The following is a 24,879-nucleotide window of genomic DNA, read 5'->3' on the forward strand; positions in this document are numbered from 1 at the left end:
ATTGGTAATACCAAATATTGATTCATATCAATTTAGTTGATTATTATGACTACGATCACATTCGTCAAATCATTTTTTCTCCAGAACGAATCGAGTCAGCTTTTTAGCATTTATATCAATCAATTGTTTAAATCCGCAAACAGTGTAATGATAATGAGAATTATTATTCTATCATTCTTTAATTTGTGACGCACAATCAATTACCCCCCAATCACTTTCAATATGAACCTAAATAGAGCGCAAAAAAAACTCTAAGGATGATAAACACCCTCAGAGTTTTTTATGAAACATTAAATTTTATTATTTAATTTTCTTGATACGCACATCAGTTGGAACTGAAACTGGTGAGTTATCTTTAAAGTATTGCATTAACGCTTCGTTATCTGGCAGGCTATAAACACGGTCTTTACCTTGATTGAAAGCAGAGAAACGGCTACCACCTGTTGCTAAGAATTCATTCGCAGCAACACGATAGCTTTTGTTCATGTCTAGCGGCTTACCATTTAATTTCATTGATTTTTGAATGACTTTGTCACCCACTGGGCGGCTGTCATCCCACTCGTAATAAAAACCTTTAGAAACAGGCATGACCTGTGGACGAGCACGATCCCATTGCTGTTCAAGCGCTTGCTTAATTTGCGCACCTGTTAGCGACTGTGTAACAACCACGTTAGAGAATGGTTGGACAGTGAAAATATCACCATACGTCAATTCACCTGCTTTCATGTCAGCACGAATACCGCCACTGTTCATAAATGCAATTTGAGCACCGCCCGCTTCTTTGCTAGAGGCCGCATATAATTGACCATCAGCAATAATCTTACCTAAAGTTGAATCACCCGCAGGGAGTAATTTTTTATCCACATTGGCCGTTAAAGACCCCATCACTTGTTGCGAAATAGGTAACGCAATTTTTTCGTATTTCTGTACGAACGTGGTTAACTCAGGGTTCTTCTCATAGCGACTCGTTTCAACAGGGATATTTTTTGCATTGATGCTAACGATATCTTTCGTGTTTTTATCAATCTCAATGTTTAATTGAGACAATAAAGTCCCATTAGATTGGGCAGAAATGACTGTCATCCCATTGATTTCACAATTATAAGCTTGGTGTGTATGACCGCTAATAACAAAGTCTACATTCGCATCTAATTGTTTGACGATATCGACAATTGGGCCTTTGATATTATCACAACGGTTAATATCTTTAACTTTGGTATCAACTTGTTGTGTTGCGCCTTCATGGATCAGAACACCGATACTGTTAATACCTTGTGATTTTAATAATTTCACTTGGTTATTAATAGTTTCAACTTCATTTTTGAATTCTAAACCTGCGGTTCCACTTGGTGTTACGATAGCCGGCGTACCTTCTAACGTTAAACCAATAAATGCCATTGGAACACCATCAAACTCTTTAATAAAGTAAGATGGGAACAGTGTTTCACCTGTTTCTTTCACAATAACGTTGGCTGCTAAGTAGTTAAAGTCAGCCCCTGCAAAGGAATCTTTACCCACACAACCAGCTGTTGGGTGACAGCCACCATTTTGCTTTCTCAGCAGCTCTTCTTTACCTTTGTCGAACTCATGGTTACCCACTGCACTGGTTTCCATACCAATCGCACTTAGCGCTTCAATAGTGGGTTCATCGTAGAACATTGATGACAATAGCGGACTTGCTCCGACTAAGTCACCTGCGCCCACAACGATGGTTTTATCGTTTTGCGCTCTTAATTGATTAACTAGCGTCGCAATTGACTCAATGCCACCTAGTTTACCATCGCCCGGTGCTTGTAAAGCCCCATGAAAATCATTTATACCAATGACTTGTACTTTTACTGTATCCGTATTTTTGGAAGCACAACCCGCCAAAAGTGCACCGGAAATGAGCAGTGTGAGTAATCCAATTTTATGTTTCATTTATCTTACCTTTTTTAATCCTTTTCAACTATCGACTACATTTTGAAACGATAAGTTGTTGTCATTGAACCAGATAACGAGTGTGCGCGACGTGAGTGGCCATCATATAATTTTGGCGTCGTGTAATCGTTTTCCTGACGATGGTGCCAGCCCAGACCACCACTTAACGAAACAGAAAGATTTTCAGTTGGTTTCCAATAACTAAATAGACCAAATTGACCTTGTTTTAATCTTTCACCTTCATATTTAAATTCTGAATAGTTAGTACGTGCGCCAACAGAAAGCTCTTTACTAATACGATACTCTGCGGCCATAGCGACCATGGTTTCTCCATCACGTACGTAGTCGATATCTGCATAAGCTGGGGAGTTAAAGCGACCACGGGTATTACCAATTGGGTTACGCGCAAACTGGCCGACACCATTTGCTTTTTTCGCTTGGGTATAAGTTAAACCTGTGCTTAACGTCCAAGGCGACTCAGGAATACGCCATTCTGCCGTTCCTGCATAGTGCCACGCACGTTTGTCAAAATTACGCTTCCCTTTTTGTTTATCGGTTTCAGTACGTTTACCATCACTACCGTATTCATGGTTATAGATTTGTGTACCAAGTGTCACATCTGAAGTCAGCTTATATTTTGCTTCTAAGCCTTGTTGACGGAATAAATCATCCGCTTGCCCATAGAAATAATGCACTTTCAATGGCTTAGTATTGTAGTTAATTCCACCGGTGATGACATGATTGACATTGTGTCGAACGCCATTTGCATCAGTAAAATACATAGCATCAATGTTTGGACTATCACGACGCATGACTTTCTTATCGAGATATAATAAATCCAAACTCCAGTCACTGATCGCAGTATTAGTGTAGTAACCGCTATAACTGTTCAATGATAAACGCTGTGAATTCGTGAAAATACCCGTATTTTTCAGCGTAAACCAACCTGCTTTCGCATTAAATTTTACTGGTTCAAGGTCCAGTTTTACTTTTGCATAACGTTGACCAATTTTGTTATACCCTTTCGCATGGCCATCATCGTTATATAAAATTGCACGGGAGGCGAAGTCTTTACTTGCCCCCAGTTTGATACCGCCGTAATAAGAGGCATCAAAACCAATGACATCCGCGAAATAACCTGACTTGAAATCTGCTTGGAAGTTTTGACCCCAAGCATTTGCGACTTGTTTTCTATAACGGTTTTCGTTTTTATCAAAACGGTTTTCTGTTTTTAAGTATTTCCACATGTTACGGGTTGACAGCTCTAGCTCCGAATCCGCAATGAATGAGTTTTCCTTGATAGAATCTTCCCAGTTGCTGGCATTTGCCATTGCTACCGCTAAATAGCAAGGAGAAAGCATTAATAACGCAATATTTTTAACTTTCATTGGAATAAACCTAGTTAATGATTATTTGAATTAATTTTATGCTGTGCCATGTTTCCATGAACAACAAAACACCATTTTTTATTTTTAGCTTAATAAAACAATTTCACTTAAAGACAAACGGACACATCCATTTCAAACACATAAGTCATTTTAAATATAAAATTCAATACAGTATTTCCCTGTATTTGTGTTTACTTATTACTATGAATAGAAATATTCCTTATAGGAATTCCAAAGTACATTATTGAATCAATAGCGATAAATACTCATATTTGGTGTTTGTTTGGCTTAAGCCTCACATTACGGTACTGTATTTACCGACACCGCATTAATTCATTAAGAAAAAATTTTCACTCTATTTTTTATGACAAAGTGTTCCCCTGAGAAATAATCATCTCAAATAAATTTGAATATTTAACTTAAAGTGCAACCATTAAATTGCTGTTTTTTTTAACTGATTACTTATCGCTCTAAATTGTCATAAATCTTTCATAATATGAATGCTATCGTAATTTTATGTCAATTAAAACGATCGCTGTCACAACGCGTTACATCAGTTGCATTAAACTACCTACCAACAGTGATCGCAGTCACACTTCATTTTAGGGGAATTTAAGGTATAAACCTTTATTTTGGATAGGGTTTCAGAATCAATTCATTTATAACCAGTTAAAACATAAATTTAAATGGATATCTGTAAACTGCTTTCTTTATAGATATAAAGAGTAATGAATAAAATATAACCTAATAAAAATTTTCACATGAATACATACTGTTTGTAGATATATATTCAATCCACAATTATTCTATATAGCACATCACAAGAGAAAGTACATTTCCCTACAGGCCAATTGCGATCAAGTAAATCTCGGATAAATGATAAGTATTATTTAGCTATCAAACGTTATTTTACTTATCTTGTTTTTCATTTATTTAAATTTTCTTTAACTTTTGAAAGTAACCTATTTCATTATTAAATGGCTCAAAGTCATATTGAACACTCTTAATCGCATAAAAAGCAAGCTGTAATGCAAATTATTAGTTAATCATTTCATATAAACTAAAAATATAAATACCAATAAGTCAAACTATCAACAATTTCACTTTTTTATTTCAAACAATGAACCTTAAAATGATTAAATCAATAAAATACTCTCTAATTATTTTAGAGAGCAAAATAAATATTGATTGATTTTTATCTAATACGATTAGATATATTATTGTGATTAACTGTGCAATTATTGATAACGTTACGGGTAACTTTTAATATGAGCAATGATATCACCATCTTCTTTATGCAAAATAGTGTCCCTTTGCTATGCGTATTTATGCAAAAAAGCCAGTAAATAAAATACTGGCTTTTAGATATACTAAATGTAATCGAAATTATTAGCGGTGTTCTTGCCAACGCTCATGTAAATCAACCAGTTGCCGATGACTTTCTTTCCAACGCTCAACGGCTTGTAGTTCTGTCAAACTGTATTGTCGACCACTATGATATAGTTTAGAGGCTTGGCTATCATATTGCTTCGGTAAGTTATCTAAAACACTGACGGCACCTTCACGATTATTACAGACTAAAATCATGTCACACCCCGCATTCAGTGAGGCCTGTGCTCTCTCAGGGTAACTCCCCATCACTGCCGCGCCTTCCATAGACAAATCATCAGAAAAGATGACCCCCTGGAAACCAAGCTGCTCACGCAATACCGATTTTAACCAAAATGGTGAACCGCTCGCGGGACGATCATCCGCTTGGGTATAAATAACATGGGCAGGCATAACCGCATCGAGTAACTCTCGTTGGATAAAGTCTTTAAAAATTAACATATCTTTACCACGGATCTTCTCCAACGTGCGATCATCCCGTGGCGTTTCTTTATGCGAGTCGGCTTTCACTGCACCATGACCAGGAAAGTGTTTCCCTGTCGTTTTCATACCCGCACTGCGCATACCTTTAATGAAACGCTCCGCCATAACCATCGCAATCTCTGGGTCTTCATGGAATGAGCGTTCACCTATCGCAATACTTTGATGACCAAGATCCAAAACAGGTGCAAAGCTAATATCAATATCCATAGCTATCATCTCTGATGCCATTAACCAGCCAGCCTCTTCAGCAAGCTTAGCGCCATCCATTTCACTATTGAGTGCAGCAAATGCCTGAGCAGAAGGCAATGCGGTGAAACCATCACGAAAACGTTGTACTCGACCACCTTCTTGGTCAACCGCTATCAATAACCGGTGTCTTGATGCATCACGAATTTGGCGAACAAGTTCTCGTAATTGTGCTGCGTCATGAAAGTTACGGGTAAATAATATTAACCCTCCCACGGATGGGTGAGCTAATATTTCGCGCTCTTCGTTGTCCAATTCATACCCCTGAACATCTAGCATTATAGGACCCATAACATGCCTCACTTATTAAACTAATTAACTTAATCCGATACTGTTTTCTGATAGCCCTTGGCCATCAACCTAATAAACCAAAATATTGTCGTAATGACTGTGAGTGTAACAAAAAGTCAGATGACTGGCTTTCATGCCACTGCACTTCATACCACATTAATGTCATATATTTTACCCAAGGTGCCCACAATTGACAGCTTTCGGCCAATTGCTGTTTGTCTCGATAAGCACCGTGAATGTCACAATATTGCGTCAAGAAAAAATCTCGCTGAATATCACTCAGACCATTAAATTGAAAATAGGTTTCTAAAGAGAACGCGATATCTGTATTTGCCGCATATTCCCAATCCAATAGCAGTAATCGCCCTGTTGGTGTGCAAACAATATTTTTAGCATGAATATCCATATGGGCAGGGGCAAGTTTTAGCATTTTAGGAAAATCAGCAGAGGTGAAATAATGATGTAATTTTTTCCAACGAGGTGAAAAACGTTTTTTATCAATTAAATAGCCATAATGCGATATTTCATCGCGCAGTTGTAAGTGATACCCCAACAGTGGCGCGCGATGTAATTGTGTGACTATATTTGCAAGTTCGCACTGAAAGCTAGACTGCAAAAAAACATGATTATCAGGGTGTTGCCCTTCACACCACCCTAATAATAACCATTGTGAATTTCGACCAATCACTTTCGGTGTAAAGGAAAAAGCACGTAATTGCTGTAATATCCGCGCTTCTTTCTTTCGGTTAACATACAACGCGGTTTGTGTATTTCCATCAGCACGTGCGATAAGCTTTACTTGGCTGCCAGGCAAAGAACATTGCAGCAAATAACTTCCACCTGACAGCCCTGCTAGCGGGGACATTTCCCAATCTCGTACCGAGATTGTAGGAAAGCACGTCACTAACAGTTGAAAAAGTAACTGCAGGTTACTCAATATTGTGCTTTCCAGTCCAAATAATTTCACCTGTTTGCACTTCCATCAATTGCATTTCAAGGCTTCTTTCTTTGTTTGAACCTGACATCACACTGTAAATGACATAATCCGCTTGGACATAGCGACCTAACCCAATTGCTTTACTACGGGTTACCAAGCTGTCTTCTTGAGATAAACCGAGAGTTTTACGCGCAGAACTCACCACACTGGCAGGAACAACTTTAAAGCGATTTGTATTCTCAACTGCGGTTGTCATGGCTGATGTCACCGCTTGCACAGGTAGTGAACCGTTCGTATTATTTTTCACTGAATCAACTAACAGGACTTTGCCGCTTTCAACGCCATCCTCAGTCACCATTTGGTTAACTAAAGGTGTAATAGACGCTGACCAATCTGTTGTTTGCTGTTTTGGTGGAGTTGGAACAACATCAATGGGTGGTGGCGTTACTTCAGGTTGCTTTTCCGGCTCTACGGGGACAATCGGTGGCTGAGTACCAGGTTGTTGAGGTGGATATGAAGGGCACCCAGCCAAAATTAATGTAGCGGCAGCAACCATTAAGATGCGTTTCATTATTACTCTCCGGCCTTTGGCGATAAAAATACATGAACACGTACATTTGTTGCACGTGGAGAGGAAGTCACAGCACGAACTTTCGCAACGGAATTCGCTGCAATCGGCTGATACAAGGTATTTGAAGTTTCCACTTTTAACCCTTGCTTATCATACCAATATAAACGATAAGCAATAGTCACCACTTCAGATTGAGTATTACTCATATTAATCGTGGCAATGGTTTGATGGTTTTCACTACCTATCACTGGGTTTTCGACAATGACCCCTTGTGCGAGTACTGCTGGCTCCATAATGATGCGTTGTTGCTCATTAAAAACCAGCCCTTGTGTCTTTTTAAAGATGCAACCACTTAGCAACATTGTTACCAAAGCAAGTAATGCAATACGGTTCATTGTCGATCCCTTATCCCTTATTACTTAGCCAATAATGGCCCTAATGGACGACCACCCACTAGATGCATGTGGATATGAAAGACTTCTTGCCCCGAGTGTTCATTACAGTTCATTATTAAACGGTAACCATCCTCTGCAATCCCTTCTTCTTTGGCAATTTTAGCCGCAACAGTAAACAAACGGCCTAACGCAAGCTCGTCATCCGCAGTGACATCATTGACAGTCGGAATTAATTTATTAGGAATGATAAGAATGTGTGATGGTGTTTGTGGCGAAATGTCACGAAATGCCGTGACAAGTTCATCTTGATAAACCACATCTGCGGGGATCTCGCGACGGATAATTTTACTGAAAATCGTTTCTTCTGCCATTTCAATTTCCTTAGTCATTTAATCGTTCTTGTGAACTAATTTATACGTTACCTGTACCAACATTTAAATGAAACAAACGATTGAAGTTTTGCGTCGTAATTTCAGCGAGCTGTTCAACACTAACGCCCTTCAGTACTGCCATATATTCAATGACATCACGAACATACGCAGGTTGGTTTTCCCTACCACGGTGAGGAACAGGAGCCAAATAAGGTGAGTCAGTTTCAACTAAAATGCGATCTAAAGGGACAACACGAGCGGCTTCTCTAATTTGTTCTGCGTTACGAAATGTGACGATCCCTGAAAATGAGATATACATGCCTAAATCGAGTAGTTCCACTGCCGTATCTTTATCTTCAGTAAAGCAGTGTAATACCCCGCCACAATCCATCACGTTTTCTTCGCGCAAAATCGATAAGGTATCTTCTCGTGCCGCACGAGTATGCACAATGACTGGCTTATTAACTTCGCGACCAATGCGAATGTGCTGACGAAAAGACTCTTGTTGCAACGCGGCATTTTCTTGCTGGTAATAGTAATCCAGCCCGGTTTCCCCTAACGCAACGACCTCGTTTCCTGCGGCTAATTGTGCTAATCGAGCGAAATCATACCCTTCATCTAAATTAAGAGGATGGATACCACATGAAAAAGCGATATTGTCTCGCATGCCAATCATTTTCTTCATGCTTTCAAAACCATGCAACGTCGTTGCAACAGCTAACATAAAGTGAACATCACGAGCCGAGGCCTTTGCAATAACATCATCGACATTTGTGTGCAATTTTTCATAATCTAAACAGTCGAGATGACAGTGTGAATCAACAACAAACATATTTAACTCTTTTTAAAATGTAGGGACAGCCAGTGAAGCTTCCCATTGTAATAATTGATTTGTCAGGATCAGTTCCTGATTCAGAGCAGGAACTGTCATTAATTGATGACGGCAATATAACCACTTATCATACATATTTATTAACTGAGTACGATTCATAGCACCAGCTAATTGCAGGACTTGAGCTTGCTTATCTTGGTTGATGCAAAAAACCCCAGCCCCTTGTTGAATTTTAATCGCATCCGCAAATAAACTGAGTAACCAATTTAAGGCATCAGGCAGTTCATCGATATTCAAACTAGGCAGCAAACTCAGCATATCACCCGTTTGCAATGCGTGACTTAAACTATGGCATAGTGCATTACGCTTTTGCCAACGTTGTTCGTCCAGTAAGGCCAGCGCAGAAATTGGTGCACCTTGGCATATTTTTAATGCTGTTATCGCATTTTCAGTCGCAATACCCGGTTTTTGCTTTTGAAGCCAATAGAGCGCAATTTGTGAGTCGGGTGCTGGCAAGAAATGACTTAAACAGCGGCTGCGAATAGTCGCTAGCAAATTCTCTTGTTTATCACTTCCTAATAAAAAATAAGTATCCTTTGCAGGCTCTTCCAATGTTTTCAATAAGGCATTCGCTGCTGCATCTGTCAATGCTTCAACCTGTGGGATATACACCACTTTGTTGCCACCTTGCTGTGCATGGCGACTTAAGGTTTCAATTAATTTCCTAACTGCATCAACACTAACAGTAGATTTTCCTTTTTCTACTTCAATAATATGATAATCAGGATGATGACCTGCGAGCATCAAACGGCAACTATGGCATTGCCCACAGCTTTTTAAGCCGTCTCTTTCTTGGCAAATAAGCCAACGACTCACGCCATAACACAGCGCTTGCGCCCCATTTCCCGGTATAGAATGAAGCAGTAACGCGTGGTGGCCTCGACCGCTTTGGTACGCAGTAATGATTTGTCGGTAAGGTTCATTTAACCAAGGATACCAATTCATGGGATTAATACCTTATGTGGTTTATCAGGCACGCGCGAGCCATTCTGTCAGCGTTTGCCGAATATCTTGCTGTACTTGCTCAATGTTTTGGCTTGCATCAATAGTGAGTATCGTTTTGTCGCCAGCAGCAAGTTCAAGATAACGGCTGCGTGTTCTTTCAAAAAAGGCTAACGATTCTTTTTCAATTCTATCTAATTCACCTCGTGACCTTGCACGCTGCAAACCTAATTCAGGTGGTAAATCAAGGTATAACGTTAATGAAGGTTTGAATTCACCTAGCACCAAGTCACGTAATGATTTCATTAAGTCGCGGTCAATCTCACGTCCGCCGCCCTGATAAGCTTGGGAAGATAAATCATGGCGATCACCCACCACCCATTTACCTGCTGCTAATGCAGGTTGGATCACTGTATCGACCAGTTGTACACGGGCAGCATATAGCATTAGCAACTCCGCCTTATCAGTAACTTTATCACCCGCAATACCTTGTTTTATCAGCTCGCGTAATTTCTCTGCTAATGGCGTGCCTCCCGGTTCACGGGTGAAAACAATATCCGTGATCCCTGCTTGGTTCAACGTTTCCACAACTGTATTGATTGCGGTCGTTTTACCAGCGCCTTCAAGTCCTTCAATAACAATAAATTGGTTTTTCATTTTTATCAGTTTTGCTGTTCAAATTGGCGGTAAACTTTAACGGCACGATTGTGGTCATTTAAATTACGACTAAAAGTATGCCCACCTTTACCATCTGCGACAAAGAATATGTAATCCGTCTTAGCCGGATGCGCTGCTGCCTTCAGTGATGCAAGGCTTGGCATTGCAATCGGTGTTGGTGGCAAACCATCAATCTTATAGGTATTGTACGGTGTGTAATTATCTAAATCACTACGATAAATTTTACCACGATACTTTTCACCTAAACCATAGATGACTGTTGGGTCAGTTTGCAGACGCATATTTTTCTTTAGGCGATTAACAAACACCGAAGCGACTTGAGATCTTTCACTATCGATACCGGTTTCTTTCTCAATAATCGAAGCCATGATAAGCATTTCATAGGCATTTTTATAGGGTGAATCCCTATCACGCCCTTTCCACTCTTCATCAAGGCTATTTTGCATACGTTTATAGGCACGTTTCAAAATTTCAGCATCGGTTGTCCCTGCTGTGTATAAATAAGTGTCAGGATATAGCCACCCTTCTAAAGTGCCTTCCCCGTTAAAGCCAATGAGGGAATGCAGTTCAGTCGGGGTTAAGTTGGTAGTTTTAGGCTCTAAGTAAGGAGCGTCTCGTAAAATATTACCCCAATCACTTAAACGATTACCTTCGATAAAACGGATCGAAAACTGGGCTTCTTTTCCACTCACAATTAATTGTAATAGCTGTTCAACATTCATCCCCGGCTGCAAACGGTAAGTTCCCGCTTTTAGCTGAGCCAGTTCAGGTCGTAGTTTGAGTAACCATTGAAATTCATTCCCTTTTTCAAGAATGTTATCTTCAATAAGTAGCCCTTCAAACGCAACACGTCCAGTCCCCGCAGGCACCGTGAAGATTTTTTCTTGTGTGATGTTGATAGGCGTTTTGGCATAGTCCAATACTTGACGGTATTGCCAATAGACCGCAGCTGCGACAATAGCAGCCAAGGTAACGGCGATTAGAATGATTTTTTTGGCTAATTTCATTTATTGACCATTTCAATGCGTGTGTTGGTAATAATTAATTCATTTATAAAAACTAAATTTTGCAACGCAAAAATAAATACTCAAACAACTCGCGGGACGCAAATTGCAATGGTGGACACTGTTTGTTCATTTGAATACTTTGTACCGGCAAAACAGGCATCAACGTATTACAAATGATCACTTCATCACAATGATTTAAAACATTAGCAAAGCGTTCGACCTGTTGAAGATGGTACTGGCTATCCTCTAACAGTGATATGATCTTTTGTCTCATTAATCCATTCACACCACTATGAGATAAAATTGGGGTATACACAGTTTGCCCAACTCGCCAGAAAACATTCGCACTACCGCATTCAATAATAATGCCGTCGGTATCTAGCACAATCGCTTCATCTGCACCAAGTTCATCAACCTCTTGTCTAATAAGAACTTGTTCTAGGCGGTTGAGATGTTTCATTCCAGCTAACAATGGGTTACGAGCTAATGGAATTTGGCTAAGAACTAAGCGCGCTCCTTTGCACTGCAGTTGAACATAGTTATTTGTAAAGGGAGAAACGCTCACTATCACCGTCGGTGAAGTAAAACCTTTAGCACTATATCCCCGGCCTCCGACACCACGGCTCAGGATCACTTTAATCACAAACTCGTCTTGAGTTTGTTCTGTACAAATCTGCTTTAAGTGCTCTGCCAAGCTTTCCCAATCTGGCTGTGCAATTCTCAACCTCTGGCTATCATGTTTCAACCGAGCAATATGCTCATCTAGCATTTTAGCTTGCTGATTAACACCGTGTATGGTCGTAAAGCAGCCGTCCCCAAAAGAGACTGCGCGATCGGTAACACTTATTTGCTGGCAAAGCTGCCCATTAACCCAATATGACATTGATATTACTTATAATAAAAGCTGATAAATCAGACAGTAATCAAGTGGGATCATCATAAACTAAAGCGAAGAACTGTGCAAAGAACTGAAAAAAATAAAGCCCCAGCCACAATTAAGTGACTAGGGCTAATTAATAACGGTAGTAGATTAATTACTCGCCGTGATAACGACGGAAAATTAATGAACCGTTGGTACCACCAAAACCAAATGAATTACACAGAGCAAACTCCATGTTGTCCACTTTACGGGCTTCACCTGGAACAAAATCCAGTTTGCACGCTTCATCTGGGTTATCCAGATTGATGGTTGGTGGAACAATTTGTTCGCGCAATGACAAAATGGTGAAGATTGACTCAATAGCACCCGCTGCACCAAGTAAGTGCCCCGTCATTGATTTAGTTGAGCTGACTAATACGTCAGTACCTTCACCAAATACATTAATAACCGCTTGCGCTTCTGCCAAATCACCAGCAGGGGTTGAAGTACCGTGAGCATTGATATACCCCACGTCACTCGCTTTAATTCCTGCGTCATTCAGTGCGTTTTCCATTGCAAGTGCTGCACCCGCACCATTTTCAGGTGGTGATGTCATATGATAAGCATCACTGCTCATCCCAAAACCTGCAATTTCTGCATAAATTTTTGCACCACGCGCTTTGGCATGTTCATATTCTTCAAGAATAATGATACCTGCGCCGTCTCCCAGAACAAAGCCATCACGGTCTTTATCCCATGGGCGACTTGCCGCTTGCGGGTCATCGTTACGTGTTGATAATGCTCTTGCTGCACCGAAACCAGCTACACCGAGTGGTGTTGTCGCTTTTTCAGCACCGCCTGCAACCATTACATCCGCGTCACCGTAAGCAATCATACGTGCAGCATGGCCAATATTATGCACACCTGATGTACAAGCGGTTGCAATTGAAATACTTGGGCCACGGAAACCGTACATAATACTTAAATGACCAGCCACCATATTAATGATGGTTGATGGTACGAAGAATGGGCTTACCTTACGAGGTCCACCGTGCAGTAATGACTCACAGTTGTCCTGAATTAAGCCTAACCCACCAATACCAGAACCAATCGCTGCACCAATTCGGGTAGCATTGGCTTCTGTTACTTCCAATCCAGCATCTTTGAAGGCTTGAAAGCCAGCCGCGATACCATATTGGATAAATGGATCCATTTTCTTTGCATCTTTACGGGAGATGCCAAATTCTTCGTAATTGAAATCTTTTACTAAGCCAGCAAATTTAGTTGCGTGGTTAGTAGTATCAAAATGATCGATTAGGCTGATACCACTCTGTCCGTCACAAACAGCTTTCCATGATGACTCAACTGTGTTGCCGACAGGAGATAACATGCCCAGTCCGGTTACGACTACACGACGCTTAGACACGTATTTCCTCCAAGGAGGGAAAAGTTACAAAAGAAACATAGGCGATCGAGTGATCGCCTAGATAAGTTTTCGTACAATTATTTAGATGCGTTCTCGACGTAGTCAATCGCAGCCTGTACTGTTGTGATCTTTTCAGCTTCTTCGTCAGGGATTTCGCAATCGAACTCTTCTTCCAGAGCCATAACCAGCTCAACTGTGTCAAGAGAATCAGCGCCCAAGTCATCAACAAATGAAGCTGTATTTACAACTTCTTCCTCTTTAACACCCAGTTGTTCAACGATGATTTTCTTAACGCGTTCTTCGATAGTGCTCATACTATTAAAATTCCTATCAAAACTCGCTTTCGCGATGGTTTTCGTAGTTTATGAAATACAGGAAAAGATACAACCCAATCCCGGCTGTTGGAACTATTATTTTGCATTATTTAGCGTTGGATAACATTAAAAATGCAAATAGTTCCATCATTTCTTTAGATCATGTACATGCCACCATTGACATGCAATGTTTCACCTGTGATGTAAGCAGCTTCATCAGAAGCTAAAAACGCTACAGCACTGGCAATTTCTTGTGCATCACCCAGTCTATCCGCAGGAACCTGAGATAAAATGCCTGCACGCTGTTCATCTGTCAATGCTTTAGTCATATCAGTTTCGATAAAACCAGGTGCAACGACGTTGACAGTAATACCACGAGAAGCGACTTCACGAGCCAATGATTTGCTAAAACCAATCAACCCTGCTTTCGCTGCTGCATAGTTAGTTTGCCCCGCATTTCCCATTACACCAACAACGGATGCAATTGAAATAATACGTCCACAACGTTTTTTCATCATGGCACGCAAAACGGATTTAGACAAACGGTAAACGGATGAAAGATTAGTGTCAATGATATCTTGCCATTCATCTTCTTTCATACGCATCAATAGGTTATCACGAGTGATACCTGCATTATTAATCAAAATATCAATTTCACCAAATTCTTCGCGGATTTTGGTCAAAGTTTCTTCGATTGATGCTGTATCAGTCACGTTTAACGCTAAACCTTTACCTTTACCATCAAGATAAGCGGTAATGGCTTCTGCGCCTTTTTCGCTGGTTGCTGTTCCGATAACAGTAGCACCGCGAGCAATTAGAGTTAAAGCAATCGCTTTACCAATTCCACGACTCGCGCCTGTTACCAGTGCAATTTTTCCTTCAAAGCTCATGTCGTCCTCAGCTATTTTCTAAAGCAGTGCTTAATGATACAGGATCATTGACTGCAACGGCAGTTAATTTAGAGACAATTCGCTTGGTAAGACCAGTCAATACTTTCCCTGGGCCTACTTCAATTAGATGTTCAACACCTTGATCTGCCATCAATTCTACTGTTTCCGTCCAGCGTACTGGATTATACAGTTGACGGACTAAAGCATCACGAATATTTTGTGCCGATTTCTCAATTTTAACATCAACATTGTTAATAACTGGATAGCCTGGCTCACAAAAATCAATTTTTTCTAACGCTTCGGCTAATTTATCAGCAGCTGGCTTCATTAATGCACAATGTGAAGGTACGCTAACGGATAATGGCAATGCACGTTTTGCACCCGCTTCTTTACATGCGACACCCGCACGTTCAACGGCCGCTTTTTCACCCGCAATCACAACTTGGCCCGATGAATTAAAATTAACCGGTGAAACCACTTGACCTTGAGAGGCTTCTTGGCAGGCTTTTTCAATTGATTCGTTATCTAAACCAATGATGGCATACATTGCACCAGTGCCTTCAGGAACCGCTTCTTGCATGAGTTTCCCGCGCAATTCGACCAATTTAATCGCTTGTTTAAAGTCGATAACACCGGCACAAACTAAAGCTGAATACTCCCCAAGGCTGTGGCCTGCCATGATTGTAGGCATTACGCCATTTTTTTCTTTCCAAACACGGAAAATCGCCACAGACGCTGCTAATAAAGCAGGCTGTGTTTGCCATGTTTTATTTAATTCTTCTTCTGGCCCATTTTGTACTAACGCCCAGAGATCGTAACCCAATGCTTCCGATGCTTCAGCGAATGTTTGCTCAACCAACTGATTTTCTTCAGCCAGTGCCGCTAACATACCTAAAGACTGAGAACCCTGCCCGGGAAATACCATAGCAAATTGTGTCATGTCTATTTTCTCAGTTAATTAAAAACGAACCAATGCAGAGCCCCAAGTGAAACCACCACCGAAGGCTTCTAAAAGCACAAGTTGACCACGCTGAATACGGCCATCGCGCACCGCTTCATCCAACGCTGTAGGAACTGATGCTGCAGAAGTATTACCGTGACGGTCTAATGTGACAACGACTTTATCCATTGTCATATCTAATTTTTTTGCCGTCGCAGAAATAATTCTTAAATTTGCTTGATGTGGGACTAGCCAATCAAGTTCTTCTTTCGCAATGCCGCTCTGTGCTAATGTCTCATCAACAATATGAGCTAATTCGCGCACTGCAACCTTAAAGACTTCGTTACCTGTCATGGTTAAATATGCAGGGTCTTCAGAACAACGGCTACGGTTAGGTAATGTGAGTAAATCCCCATAACGGCCATCGGCATGTAAATGTGTCGAAATAATACCCGGTTCTTCAGATTCACCAATAACAATAGCCCCTGCCGCATCACCAAATAAAATAATCGTGCCACGGTCTGCTGGGTCTAATGTTTTAGATAATGCATCGGCACCAATCACTAATGCTTTTTTGGTCATACCCGTTTTGACGAATTGATCAGCAATACTAATTGCATAGGTAAAACCTGCACATGCGGCTGCAACATCAAATGCGGCACAATCTTGAATGCCAAGCATTTGTTGGATTTGGCAAGCTGCACTAGGAAAAGCGTGAGTTGCTGATGTGGTTGCAACGATAATCAAGCCAATGTCAGTTGCATCAACTTGCGCCATGCTTAAAGCATTCTTCGCAGCATGAAACCCCATCACTGAGACACTTTCGTCTTCGTTGGCAATTCGTCTTTCATGTATGCCAGTGCGTGTCACAATCCATTCATCAGAAGTATCAACCATTTTTTCCAGATCAGCATTGGTACGTACTTGTGCTGGTAAGTAGCTGCCGGTTCCTAAGATTTTACTGTACATAGCCATAGGTTATTGATCACTCCTGGGTAAAACAATATTTAGTCGCGCTGTTATTCTTTCTGGGACTTGTTTTTCAACAGCTTGTACTGCGCGGTCAATAGCCGCTTTAAAAGCGCCTTCATTCGCTGCACCGTGACTCTTGATGACAATACCTTTTAATCCTAACAGAGTCGCACCGTTATACTGGTCGGGGTTCATGTCCCCAAAACGTTTCATTAAACGTTTTTTTAACCATTTTTTCGCTAGTTGCATAAACCAACTGCTTTTTTTATGTTGATCACCGGTCGATTTTATCAATGAAAGAATGACGCGTATTACGCCTTCCATCGTCTTCAATGAGACATTACCTGCGAAGCCGTCACACACTAACACATCGGTTTTACCTGTCAGTAACTCGTTACCTTCTACATAACCAATGTAGTTAATTGATGTCGTTTCTTTTAATACTGAGGCGGCTTCGCGGATATTATCCAACCCTTTACTCTCTTCTTCGCCAATATTCAGTAACGCAACTCTCGGTTTAGAAATGTTAACCACTTCCTCAGCCATCACGGAACCCATTACGGCAAATTGGACGAGCATATCACTACTACAGTTAACATTAGCGCCTAAATCTAGCACTACTGTTTGGCTTTTTTGCTGATTAGGTAAGATTGTCATTAGCGCTGGGCGCTCAATCCCCTCTATAGACTTTAGCATTAATTTCGCTAAGCCCATCAGCGCACCTGTATTCCCTGCACTCACGCACGCTTGTGCCTGCCCTGTCTTCACTAACTCTAAGGCCACTCGCATCGATGTTCCTTTACTTTGCCTTATCGCGTTTGATGGTTTTGCATCGTTTGCGATAATGCCGTCTGCAGGAATAATTTCGACACGCGAAATTTGCTCAGCACTTTGATGTGCAAGCAAAGGTTGAATGGCTTCGGGTTGACCGACAAGCAGTAATTTGAGTGCTGGATTAGATGCCAGTGCCTGCAATGCAGCAGGCACCGTGACGCGGGGACCAACATCCCCGCCCATAGCATCTAACGCAATGGTTAGATTAGCCAAGGTAACAACAAACTACTTGTTGATAACCTTACGGCCACGGTAGTAACCATCTGCAGTCACATGGTGACGCAGGTGAGTTTCACCGGAAGTTTTATCTACAGAAACTAGGGTTGCAGTCAGTGCATCATGTGAACGACGCATACCGCGTTTTGAACGAGTTGGTTTATTCTGTTGTACGGCCATTGACCTTACTCCTTAAGTACTTTTCTTTAAACTGGCTAATACGGCAAATGGGTTTGGTTTTTCTGCCTCAGGAGGCAGTTCACCATACACCATGTCCGCTACGGACACTTCACAGTGTTCAGAATCATGAACCGGAACCACTGGTAAGGATAGAATTATTTCATCTTCTATCATTCCCAGCAAATCTATTTCACCAAATTCATCAATTTGAATCGGTTCGTAGAGCTCCGGTAATGCTTCGGCCTTTTCGTCATTGACGACAGGACTAAAACAATACGATACGTAGGCATGATGCTTGAAATTTTTCCCGCAACGTTGGCATTGGAGGGTGAGATCCACATCGGATTTCCCTTCAATAACCGTGAGTCGTTGTTTATCAATATTAAATGATAATTCGGTTTCTACATCACTGTCTACACTGACTACTGATTCGGCAATTCGTGTAACTTGCTCAGATGTATAACTCCCAACATAGTCGAGGTTTTTCTGAGCTGCACGCTGCGCATCGATAGTCAGGGGTAATTTTACCTTTTGCATAAGGCGCGCATATTAACTTTGTAATGAGCTATAGTCAAAGAAAAAGGCGGGGTAAACTCGCCTTTTCACCAAAAAACCGTAGGTTTTACGTTTTATAGTTTAAAATGAGTTAACCCTTTTGGCTACGAGTTTCGAGAAAAATCATGAAATCGATTATTTTGGCGTCAACTTCGACATACCGACAAGCCCTATTAAAAAAGTTGGGATTACCTTTTTTAGCAGCGGCACCCAATATTGATGAGTCCCCTATATTAAATGAGTCAGCTCAAGCTTTAGTCATGCGTTTATCTCATGCAAAGGCTAGCGCACTCTCTGCTCAATACCCTCAGCATCTGGTAATTGGTTCTGATCAAGTTTGTGTTATTGATAATAAAATTATGGGAAAACCACATAATTTTGATAATGCGTTTCAACAACTTCAATCTGCGTCAGGGAATAAGGTTACTTTTTATACTGGCTTATGTTTGCTTGATACTGAAACAGGTAAGTTTAATGTTGAGTGTGAACTATTTCATGTTCATTTCAGGCAATTATCTGATGAGGAAATCACTAATTACTTACTTAAAGATGAGCCTTATCAATGTGCTGGAAGTTTTAAATCAGAGGGGTTAGGGATCAGTTTATTTGAACGTTTAGAAGGGCGTGACCCTAATACATTAGTTGGGCTTCCACTTATCTTATTACTCGAGATGTTACGTCAACACCAAGTCAACCCATTACTTAGTCTCTAACTATTTATACTGGCAGGAAAAACCTGCCAGTTAATTAAATGACTTACTTTTCTGCTTTACGGCTACGCAGTATTTTTAGGCAGTGATTCAACTGGTTATCTAATGGAGCGTGCAACCGCATCTCTTCACCCGTTTTAGGATGCGTAAATTTCAGTGCGCTCGCATGCAAAAATAAACGATTCAAACCTGTTCCTGTCAGTTGGCTATCAAATTGTTTGTCACCGTAACGGTCATCAAACGCAATTGGATGCCCTGCATAGAGGGTATGTACGCGAATTTGATGGGTACGTCCTGTGACGGGGCTCGCTTTTACTAAGGTTGCATTATCAAAACGTTCTTCCACTTTAAAGCGAGTCTCTGATGGTTTTCCTTCGCTACTCACTTTTACAACGCGCTCACCACTTTGTAGAATATTTTTGAGTAAAGGCGCTTGGACAACTTTCATATGTGACTGCCAGTTGCCTCTTACCAATGCTAAATAATCTTTTTGCATTTGTTTCAGACGTAATTGTTCATGTAGCGCCCGAAGTGCTGAGCGTTTTTTAGCCACCAACAAAATGCCTGAGGTGTCTCTATCAAGACGATGAACCAATTCAAGAAAACGCGCTTCTGGGCGTAATGCTCTCAAGCCTTCGATAACACCAAAGCTTAAACCGCTTCCCCCATGAACGGCTGTACCAGACGGTTTATTCAGCACTAAGAGAACGTCATCTTCAAATAAAATGCAATTCGCTAATGCTGCGACCTTATCCAGCTTAGCAGAAACCGGGGCTGTTTCACGCTCAGCAACCCGAACAGGTGGAACGCGGACTTGGTCCCCTTCTGCCAATTTATATTCAGGCTTTATCCGCCCCTTGTTAACACGCACTTCCCCTTTGCGGATAATGCGATAAATCATACTTTTTGGGACACCCTTTAGTTTAGTGAGCAAAAAGTTATCGATACGTTGCCCAGCTTCGTCATCGCTGATGTCAATAAATTGAACTTGATTTTGTGTATTCATTCGGGAATGCGTTAACTCTAATTGATTAAAATATGCTCTTATTCGCTTTCACTATCATACCGACTCCACAAAATTTTTTATCTTTTTTTTTAATTTGGTTATTTTCTGCATGATTTATCCTATTTCTAAATAAAATTTCCATATAACTTCCGTATCCACTTGCTATAATGGCTATGGCAATGGAATAATATGAAGTTGCTGAGATGTTTAAAAAACGAAAGTTAACGTTTTATAGGATTTCTTATTTGATGGCGTAACAATGCAGCAATGGCGTAAGACATTTAGCAACATCAAATAAATTAGCGAGCAACGAATTTTGGCTTATTGGGTTAGGAACTTCCGTTTTCTTTAATAACTTACGGCATCCTGATTAAGAACGCTGAATTTTTAATCTAAAAATCAGGTTCACCGAATACTGCGCGTCTCTATACGAACGACTGCCGCGAGGCAGACGGTTTTGTAAAAATCACGAGGCCATCGGTTTACAGTAGCTCTTTCTTTCGCTGCTCTTATTTAAAAGAAAATAATGAGTAAGTAATAACATGAAAAGAATGCTAATAAACGCAACTCAACAGGAAGAGTTGCGTGTTGCCCTTGTTGACGGGCAACGCCTCTATGATTTGGATATTGAAAGTCCCGGTCATGAGCAAAAAAAGGCCAATATCTACAAAGGTAAAATCACCCGTATTGAACCTAGTCTTGAAGCCGCTTTTGTTGATTACGGCGCTGAAAGACACGGTTTCCTTCCTATCAAAGAAATCGCTCGTGAATACTTCCCAAGTAACTATCACTCTCAAGGCCGTCCTAACATTAAAGATGTGTTAAAAGAAGGCCAAGAAGTTATTGTTCAAGTGGATAAAGAAGAGCGTGGTAATAAAGGTGCTGCGTTAACGACCTTCATTAGCTTGGCAGGAAGTTACCTCGTTTTAATGCCTAATAACCCACGTGCGGGTGGTATTTCACGCCGTATTGAAGGCGAAGACCGAACGGAATTAAAAGAGGCGCTGTCTTCTTTAGAAATCCCTGATGGCATGGGGTTAATCGTTCGCACCGCAGGTGTAGGTAAATCGGCAGAATCACTGCAACAAGATTTACTCTACCGTTTACGTCATTGGGAAGCTATTCAAAAAGCGGCTGAAAATCGCCCTGCACCGTTCCTAATTCACCAAGAAAGTAACGTTATTGTTCGTGCATTCCGCGATTACCTACGCCCAGATATTGGTGAGATCCTGATCGACAACCCGAAAGTTGTCGAAATGGCTCGTAACCATATCGAAGCTATTGGTCGTGGTGATTTTGCAAGTAAAATCAAACACTACAGTGGTGATGTTCCACTCTTTAGTCACTACCAAATTGAATCACAAATCGAATCTGCGTTCCAACGTGAAGTTCGCTTACCGTCTGGCGGTGCATTAGTTATTGATACCACTGAAGCGTTAACTGCTATCGACATCAACTCTTCGCGCTCAACACGTGGTGGTGATATCGAAGAAACGGCGTTCAATACTAACTTAGAAGCAGCCGATGAAATTGCTCGTCAATTACGTCTACGTGACTTAGGTGGTTTGATTGTTATCGACTTTATCGATATGACGCCAGTTAGGCATCAACGTGAAGTTGAAAACCGCTTACGTGAAGCTGTGCGCCAAGACCGTGCTCGCATTCAAATTGCACGTATCTCTCGTTTTGGTTTATTAGAGATGTCACGTCAACGCTTGAGCCCTTCTTTAGGTGAATCAAGCCACCACGTATGCCCTCGCTGTACAGGAACGGGAACCATTCGTGACAACGAATCACTTTCTCTGTCTGTTCTTCGCCTTATTGAAGAAGAAGCGCTGAAAGAAAATACCCATGAGGTACATGCGATTGTTCCCGTACAAATTGCATCTTACCTATTGAATGAAAAACGCAAAGCGGTCAGCGATATCGAACAACGCCAAAGCCATGTTCGTGTTGTAGTTGTTCCTAATGACCAAATGCAAACTCCTCACTTCCACGTGATCCGTATCCGTAAAGGTGAAGAGGTAAATACTCTAAGCTATAACTTAGCTCAATATCACGAGACAGAAACTTTAACGCAAAGTGATGAAACTGCTGCTGAGCGTAAAGTACCTGAGCAACCTGCAATTTCTGCTTTTGCACTGCAAGAGCCTGTTGATGCATCTACAACTGTTAAGTTAAAAGAAGCCTCTACAAAAGCGCCGGTTAAACCAGCAACAGCAGAACCAGCAAAACCAGGTTTATTTAGCAAAATTGCTGCTTTCTTCAAGAACCTATTCGGTGAAGAAGAAAAAGTGGTAGAGAAGCCTGCACCAAAAAATCGTCATAATAATGATCGTCGTCGGAACAATGATCGTCGCAATAATAATCGCCGTAATAATAATCGTCGTGACCGCGATGATAATGAAACACGCGACAATCGTGACAATCGTGACAATCGTGATAACCGCGACAATCGCAATAACCGCAATGCCTCATCGGATGATGCGAATAATCGTAATAAAGGCCGTAATAATAAGAATACGAGCCAACAAGACGAACAAACAACTGAGACTAACAATCGTGACAACCAGCAGCAACGTCGCGAGCAACGGACTGAGCGTCGCCGTCGCCAAGATGAAAAACGTCAACAGCAGGTGGCTAAAACCCAGCAAGATTCTCAGCAAAATAATGTTGAAGATGCAGTGGAAAAGGAAGAAGAACAACGTCCTGTTGCCCCTCGTCGTCAACGTCGTCAATTAGAGCAAAAAATTCGTGTTACTGATAACGAGCAGGTTATTGCTCCAGTTGAAACGACACCTGAAATAGCGCCTGCGCCAATTACTGCATTGCCTGCACCAATTGCCCCAGTGAGCCAAACTGAAGGTGAAGTACAAGCAGAAGAGCGTCAAAGCGCTGTGGCACAAACTGATGACGAAGAAAAGCAAGACACCATCATTCCACGTCGTTCACGTCGTTCACCACGTCATTTACGTGTCAGTGGGCAACGTCGTCGTCGCTACCGTGATGAACGTCATTTAACAAAATCACCAATGCCATTAGTTGCTGCAGTTGCCTCACCTGAGCTCGCATCTGGCAAAGTATTTATTCATTACCCGATTGCCCAGTCTCAACAAGAGAGCATGGCAATCATCACTAATGAAGAAATGCTTGAACAACAAAGTGTTAATGAAGCTTCTGTAACTGAAACTGCAAATGTTACCGCGTCACAAAGTCATGTGACTGTTGCCCCTGTCGTCGCTGAAGACGTTAAACTCGAGTCTCAGGACACGACTGTAGAAACTTCTTTAGTTAACGAACCAACCGCTGTCGAGCACATTGTTGAACCAGCTCCAGTTATTGTCGAAGAGAAAACTGGTGTTTCGCAAGAAGTTGAAACCGTCGAAGCTGTAAAAGAAACTGTAGCAATAGTGGCTGACGTTATTGAGCCACAGGTTGAAATAGCTCAAACAGAAGTGGCTGAAAGCGTTACTATCGCGGACGAACAAACGGCGCCCGTTATTGTTAATGAAAAGGTCAATGACGTGGTTGAAGAAGTACAGCATGCTGAAGTTGCTGTCACTACATCAGTTGAGGTTGCCCGTATCGAGGAAGTTATCGAACCTGTTGCAGCGGTTGAGCCTGCTGCGGTAGCAAGCAGCCCAGCGGTCAGCTTACATAAACGCCATGCTTATTCTCCAATGACAAAAGCGCCAGCACCTACAACTGCCGCTGCACCATTTGAGATAACAGAGTATCAGCGTGAAGCCTCTACCTTTGAAGGTAAAGGTGGCGCAGGTGGCCATGTTGCTTCAAACGTCGCAACCTCTGCAATGGCAAAACCATCTAGTCACTAAAACTTAATAGTTTTAAAACACCGAAGCCTTGATAGGAAACTATCAAGGCTTTTTTATTACAATATAATTTAAAAATTTCATCACCTCGTCGTTTTTTTACATTGTATTCTCACCCAATTCATGTTTATATTACTGTGTTTTTGTACAGTTTATTTATAAAGAAAAGGGAAATCCATGTTAAAAGTCATTGCGGAAGATTTTATTAAAACTGAGGCGATTGAAATAGTTATGCCACTATATCGTGAATTAGTCGCTGCAACCAAACAAGAACCATTGTGTATCAGTTACGACCTTTACGTTGACCAAAAAGATCCGGGGCACTTTATTTTTATCGAGGAGTGGCCGAATCAAGAAGCGCTAGATATTCACTGTGCCAGCGAACATTTTCAGCGCCTTGTTCCGCTCATAAATAGCTATAAGCGGTCGGACCCTATTATCAAACTGATGAATGGTGCGTTTGAATAAGCGCATTAGTTAAACGAGATCCTAGGAGCATACATAAGTATGTGACTAGGGCGAGTGTGCGACGCCAACAACGCGACGGGCAAAAATAGGAGAGGATATGTGCGCGATGATGGCAATACTAATAACCCTAAATAAATACAACTATATCAATCCTCTAAATAGTTCA

The 24,879-nt window shown here is 41.3% G+C and carries 24 protein-coding genes; 3 read left to right on the forward strand and 21 right to left on the reverse strand.

All coding sequences use genetic code 11. The features are described from left to right. Positions 1-300: 300 nt before the first annotated feature. The 20 genes from PSF67_RS10025 to yceD form a co-directional block, all read right to left on the reverse strand. A complete protein-coding gene (locus PSF67_RS10025) occupies positions 301-1,920 on the reverse strand; it encodes a bifunctional metallophosphatase/5'-nucleotidase (RefSeq protein WP_102137735.1) in 1,620 nt (539 codons plus the stop codon). Positions 1,921-1,955: 35 nt separating this feature from the next. Further along, positions 1,956-3,308: an OprD family outer membrane porin gene (locus tag PSF67_RS10030; protein ID WP_102137734.1), complete on the reverse strand. Its 1,353-nt coding sequence runs from the start codon at positions 3,306-3,308 to the stop codon at positions 1,956-1,958. A 1,389-nt stretch (positions 3,309-4,697) separates the two neighbouring features. Next, positions 4,698-5,717 (reverse strand): beta-N-acetylhexosaminidase, encoded by a 1,020-nt coding sequence (nagZ, locus tag PSF67_RS10035; RefSeq protein WP_166264657.1) that lies wholly within the window; start codon positions 5,715-5,717, stop codon positions 4,698-4,700. A gap of 64 nt (positions 5,718-5,781) precedes the next feature. Continuing rightward, entirely contained in the window at positions 5,782-6,582 is an 801-nt protein-coding gene (locus PSF67_RS10040; protein ID WP_272676852.1) for a phosphotransferase, read from the reverse strand. A gap of 64 nt (positions 6,583-6,646) precedes the next feature. Further along, on the reverse strand, positions 6,647-7,225 hold the full coding sequence (gene lpoB, locus PSF67_RS10045; protein ID WP_102137731.1) for a penicillin-binding protein activator LpoB: 579 nt from the start codon (positions 7,223-7,225) through the stop codon (positions 6,647-6,649). A gap of 2 nt (positions 7,226-7,227) precedes the next feature. Then, positions 7,228-7,620: a YcfL family protein gene (locus PSF67_RS10050; RefSeq protein ID WP_102137730.1), complete on the reverse strand. Its 393-nt coding sequence runs from the start codon at positions 7,618-7,620 to the stop codon at positions 7,228-7,230. A gap of 20 nt (positions 7,621-7,640) precedes the next feature. Continuing rightward, positions 7,641-7,991, reverse strand: a complete 351-nt coding sequence (hinT, locus tag PSF67_RS10055; protein WP_102137729.1) for a purine nucleoside phosphoramidase — start codon at positions 7,989-7,991, stop codon at positions 7,641-7,643. A gap of 40 nt (positions 7,992-8,031) precedes the next feature. Continuing rightward, positions 8,032-8,823: a metal-dependent hydrolase gene (locus PSF67_RS10060; RefSeq protein WP_166264653.1), complete on the reverse strand. Its 792-nt coding sequence runs from the start codon at positions 8,821-8,823 to the stop codon at positions 8,032-8,034. A gap of 12 nt (positions 8,824-8,835) precedes the next feature. Further along, positions 8,836-9,828: a DNA polymerase III subunit delta' gene (holB, locus tag PSF67_RS10065; protein ID WP_166264651.1), complete on the reverse strand. Its 993-nt coding sequence runs from the start codon at positions 9,826-9,828 to the stop codon at positions 8,836-8,838. A 24-nt stretch (positions 9,829-9,852) separates the two neighbouring features. Continuing rightward, entirely contained in the window at positions 9,853-10,482 is a 630-nt protein-coding gene (gene tmk / locus PSF67_RS10070; RefSeq protein ID WP_166264649.1) for a dTMP kinase, read from the reverse strand. 5 nt (positions 10,483-10,487) lie between these two features. Beyond that, positions 10,488-11,510 carry an endolytic transglycosylase MltG gene (mltG, locus tag PSF67_RS10075; RefSeq protein WP_272676853.1) on the reverse strand — a complete coding sequence of 341 codons (1,023 nt, stop codon included), beginning with the start codon at positions 11,508-11,510 and terminating at the stop codon, positions 10,488-10,490. Between the two features lie 52 nt (positions 11,511-11,562). Next, positions 11,563-12,393, reverse strand: a complete 831-nt coding sequence (pabC, locus tag PSF67_RS10080) for an aminodeoxychorismate lyase (RefSeq protein ID WP_102137724.1) — start codon at positions 12,391-12,393, stop codon at positions 11,563-11,565. Positions 12,394-12,544: 151 nt separating this feature from the next. Further along, positions 12,545-13,795, reverse strand: a complete 1,251-nt coding sequence (gene fabF, locus PSF67_RS10085) for a beta-ketoacyl-ACP synthase II (protein ID WP_102137723.1) — start codon at positions 13,793-13,795, stop codon at positions 12,545-12,547. A gap of 77 nt (positions 13,796-13,872) precedes the next feature. Next, positions 13,873-14,109 carry an acyl carrier protein gene (gene acpP, locus PSF67_RS10090; protein WP_004253236.1) on the reverse strand — a complete coding sequence of 79 codons (237 nt, stop codon included), beginning with the start codon at positions 14,107-14,109 and terminating at the stop codon, positions 13,873-13,875. A gap of 155 nt (positions 14,110-14,264) precedes the next feature. Continuing rightward, the gene (gene fabG / locus PSF67_RS10095; RefSeq protein ID WP_102137722.1) at positions 14,265-14,999 is read right to left on the reverse strand and encodes a 3-oxoacyl-ACP reductase FabG; all 735 of its coding nucleotides are present in this window, start codon (positions 14,997-14,999) and stop codon (positions 14,265-14,267) included. A 7-nt stretch (positions 15,000-15,006) separates the two neighbouring features. Then, a complete protein-coding gene (gene fabD, locus PSF67_RS10100) occupies positions 15,007-15,939 on the reverse strand; it encodes an ACP S-malonyltransferase (RefSeq protein ID WP_272676854.1) in 933 nt (310 codons plus the stop codon). 18 nt (positions 15,940-15,957) lie between these two features. Beyond that, the gene (locus tag PSF67_RS10105) at positions 15,958-16,908 is read right to left on the reverse strand and encodes a beta-ketoacyl-ACP synthase III (protein ID WP_272676857.1); all 951 of its coding nucleotides are present in this window, start codon (positions 16,906-16,908) and stop codon (positions 15,958-15,960) included. Positions 16,909-16,917: 9 nt separating this feature from the next. Further along, a complete protein-coding gene (gene plsX, locus PSF67_RS10110) occupies positions 16,918-17,958 on the reverse strand; it encodes a phosphate acyltransferase PlsX (protein ID WP_102137720.1) in 1,041 nt (346 codons plus the stop codon). 12 nt (positions 17,959-17,970) lie between these two features. Next, positions 17,971-18,141, reverse strand: coding sequence for a 50S ribosomal protein L32 (rpmF, locus tag PSF67_RS10115; protein ID WP_004253223.1), 171 nt, complete (start codon positions 18,139-18,141; stop codon positions 17,971-17,973). A 12-nt stretch (positions 18,142-18,153) separates the two neighbouring features. Next, positions 18,154-18,678: a 23S rRNA accumulation protein YceD gene (gene yceD, locus PSF67_RS10120; RefSeq protein ID WP_102137719.1), complete on the reverse strand. Its 525-nt coding sequence runs from the start codon at positions 18,676-18,678 to the stop codon at positions 18,154-18,156. Positions 18,679-18,821: 143 nt separating this feature from the next. On the opposite strand from yceD, the gene PSF67_RS10125 reads away from it, so the two are divergent. Next, positions 18,822-19,409, forward strand: a complete 588-nt coding sequence (locus PSF67_RS10125; protein ID WP_272676855.1) for a Maf family protein — start codon at positions 18,822-18,824, stop codon at positions 19,407-19,409. Positions 19,410-19,452: 43 nt separating this feature from the next. Here the strand turns inward: PSF67_RS10125 and rluC are convergent, their stop codons facing one another. Continuing rightward, entirely contained in the window at positions 19,453-20,412 is a 960-nt protein-coding gene (rluC, locus tag PSF67_RS10130) for a 23S rRNA pseudouridine(955/2504/2580) synthase RluC (RefSeq protein WP_210842901.1), read from the reverse strand. Positions 20,413-20,954: 542 nt separating this feature from the next. Between rluC and rne the strand changes: the two genes are divergently transcribed. Both rne and PSF67_RS10140 read left to right on the forward strand, forming a co-directional pair. Continuing rightward, positions 20,955-24,248, forward strand: a complete 3,294-nt coding sequence (gene rne / locus PSF67_RS10135) for a ribonuclease E (RefSeq protein ID WP_102137716.1) — start codon at positions 20,955-20,957, stop codon at positions 24,246-24,248. A 174-nt stretch (positions 24,249-24,422) separates the two neighbouring features. Then, the gene (locus PSF67_RS10140) at positions 24,423-24,713 is read left to right on the forward strand and encodes a putative quinol monooxygenase (RefSeq protein WP_102137715.1); all 291 of its coding nucleotides are present in this window, start codon (positions 24,423-24,425) and stop codon (positions 24,711-24,713) included. The last annotated feature ends 166 nt before the right edge of the window (positions 24,714-24,879 follow it).

Origin of the sequence: Providencia sp. PROV076, assembly GCF_028483405.1 — a bacterium.
Classification (GTDB): Bacteria; Pseudomonadota; Gammaproteobacteria; order Enterobacterales; family Enterobacteriaceae; genus Providencia; species Providencia huaxiensis.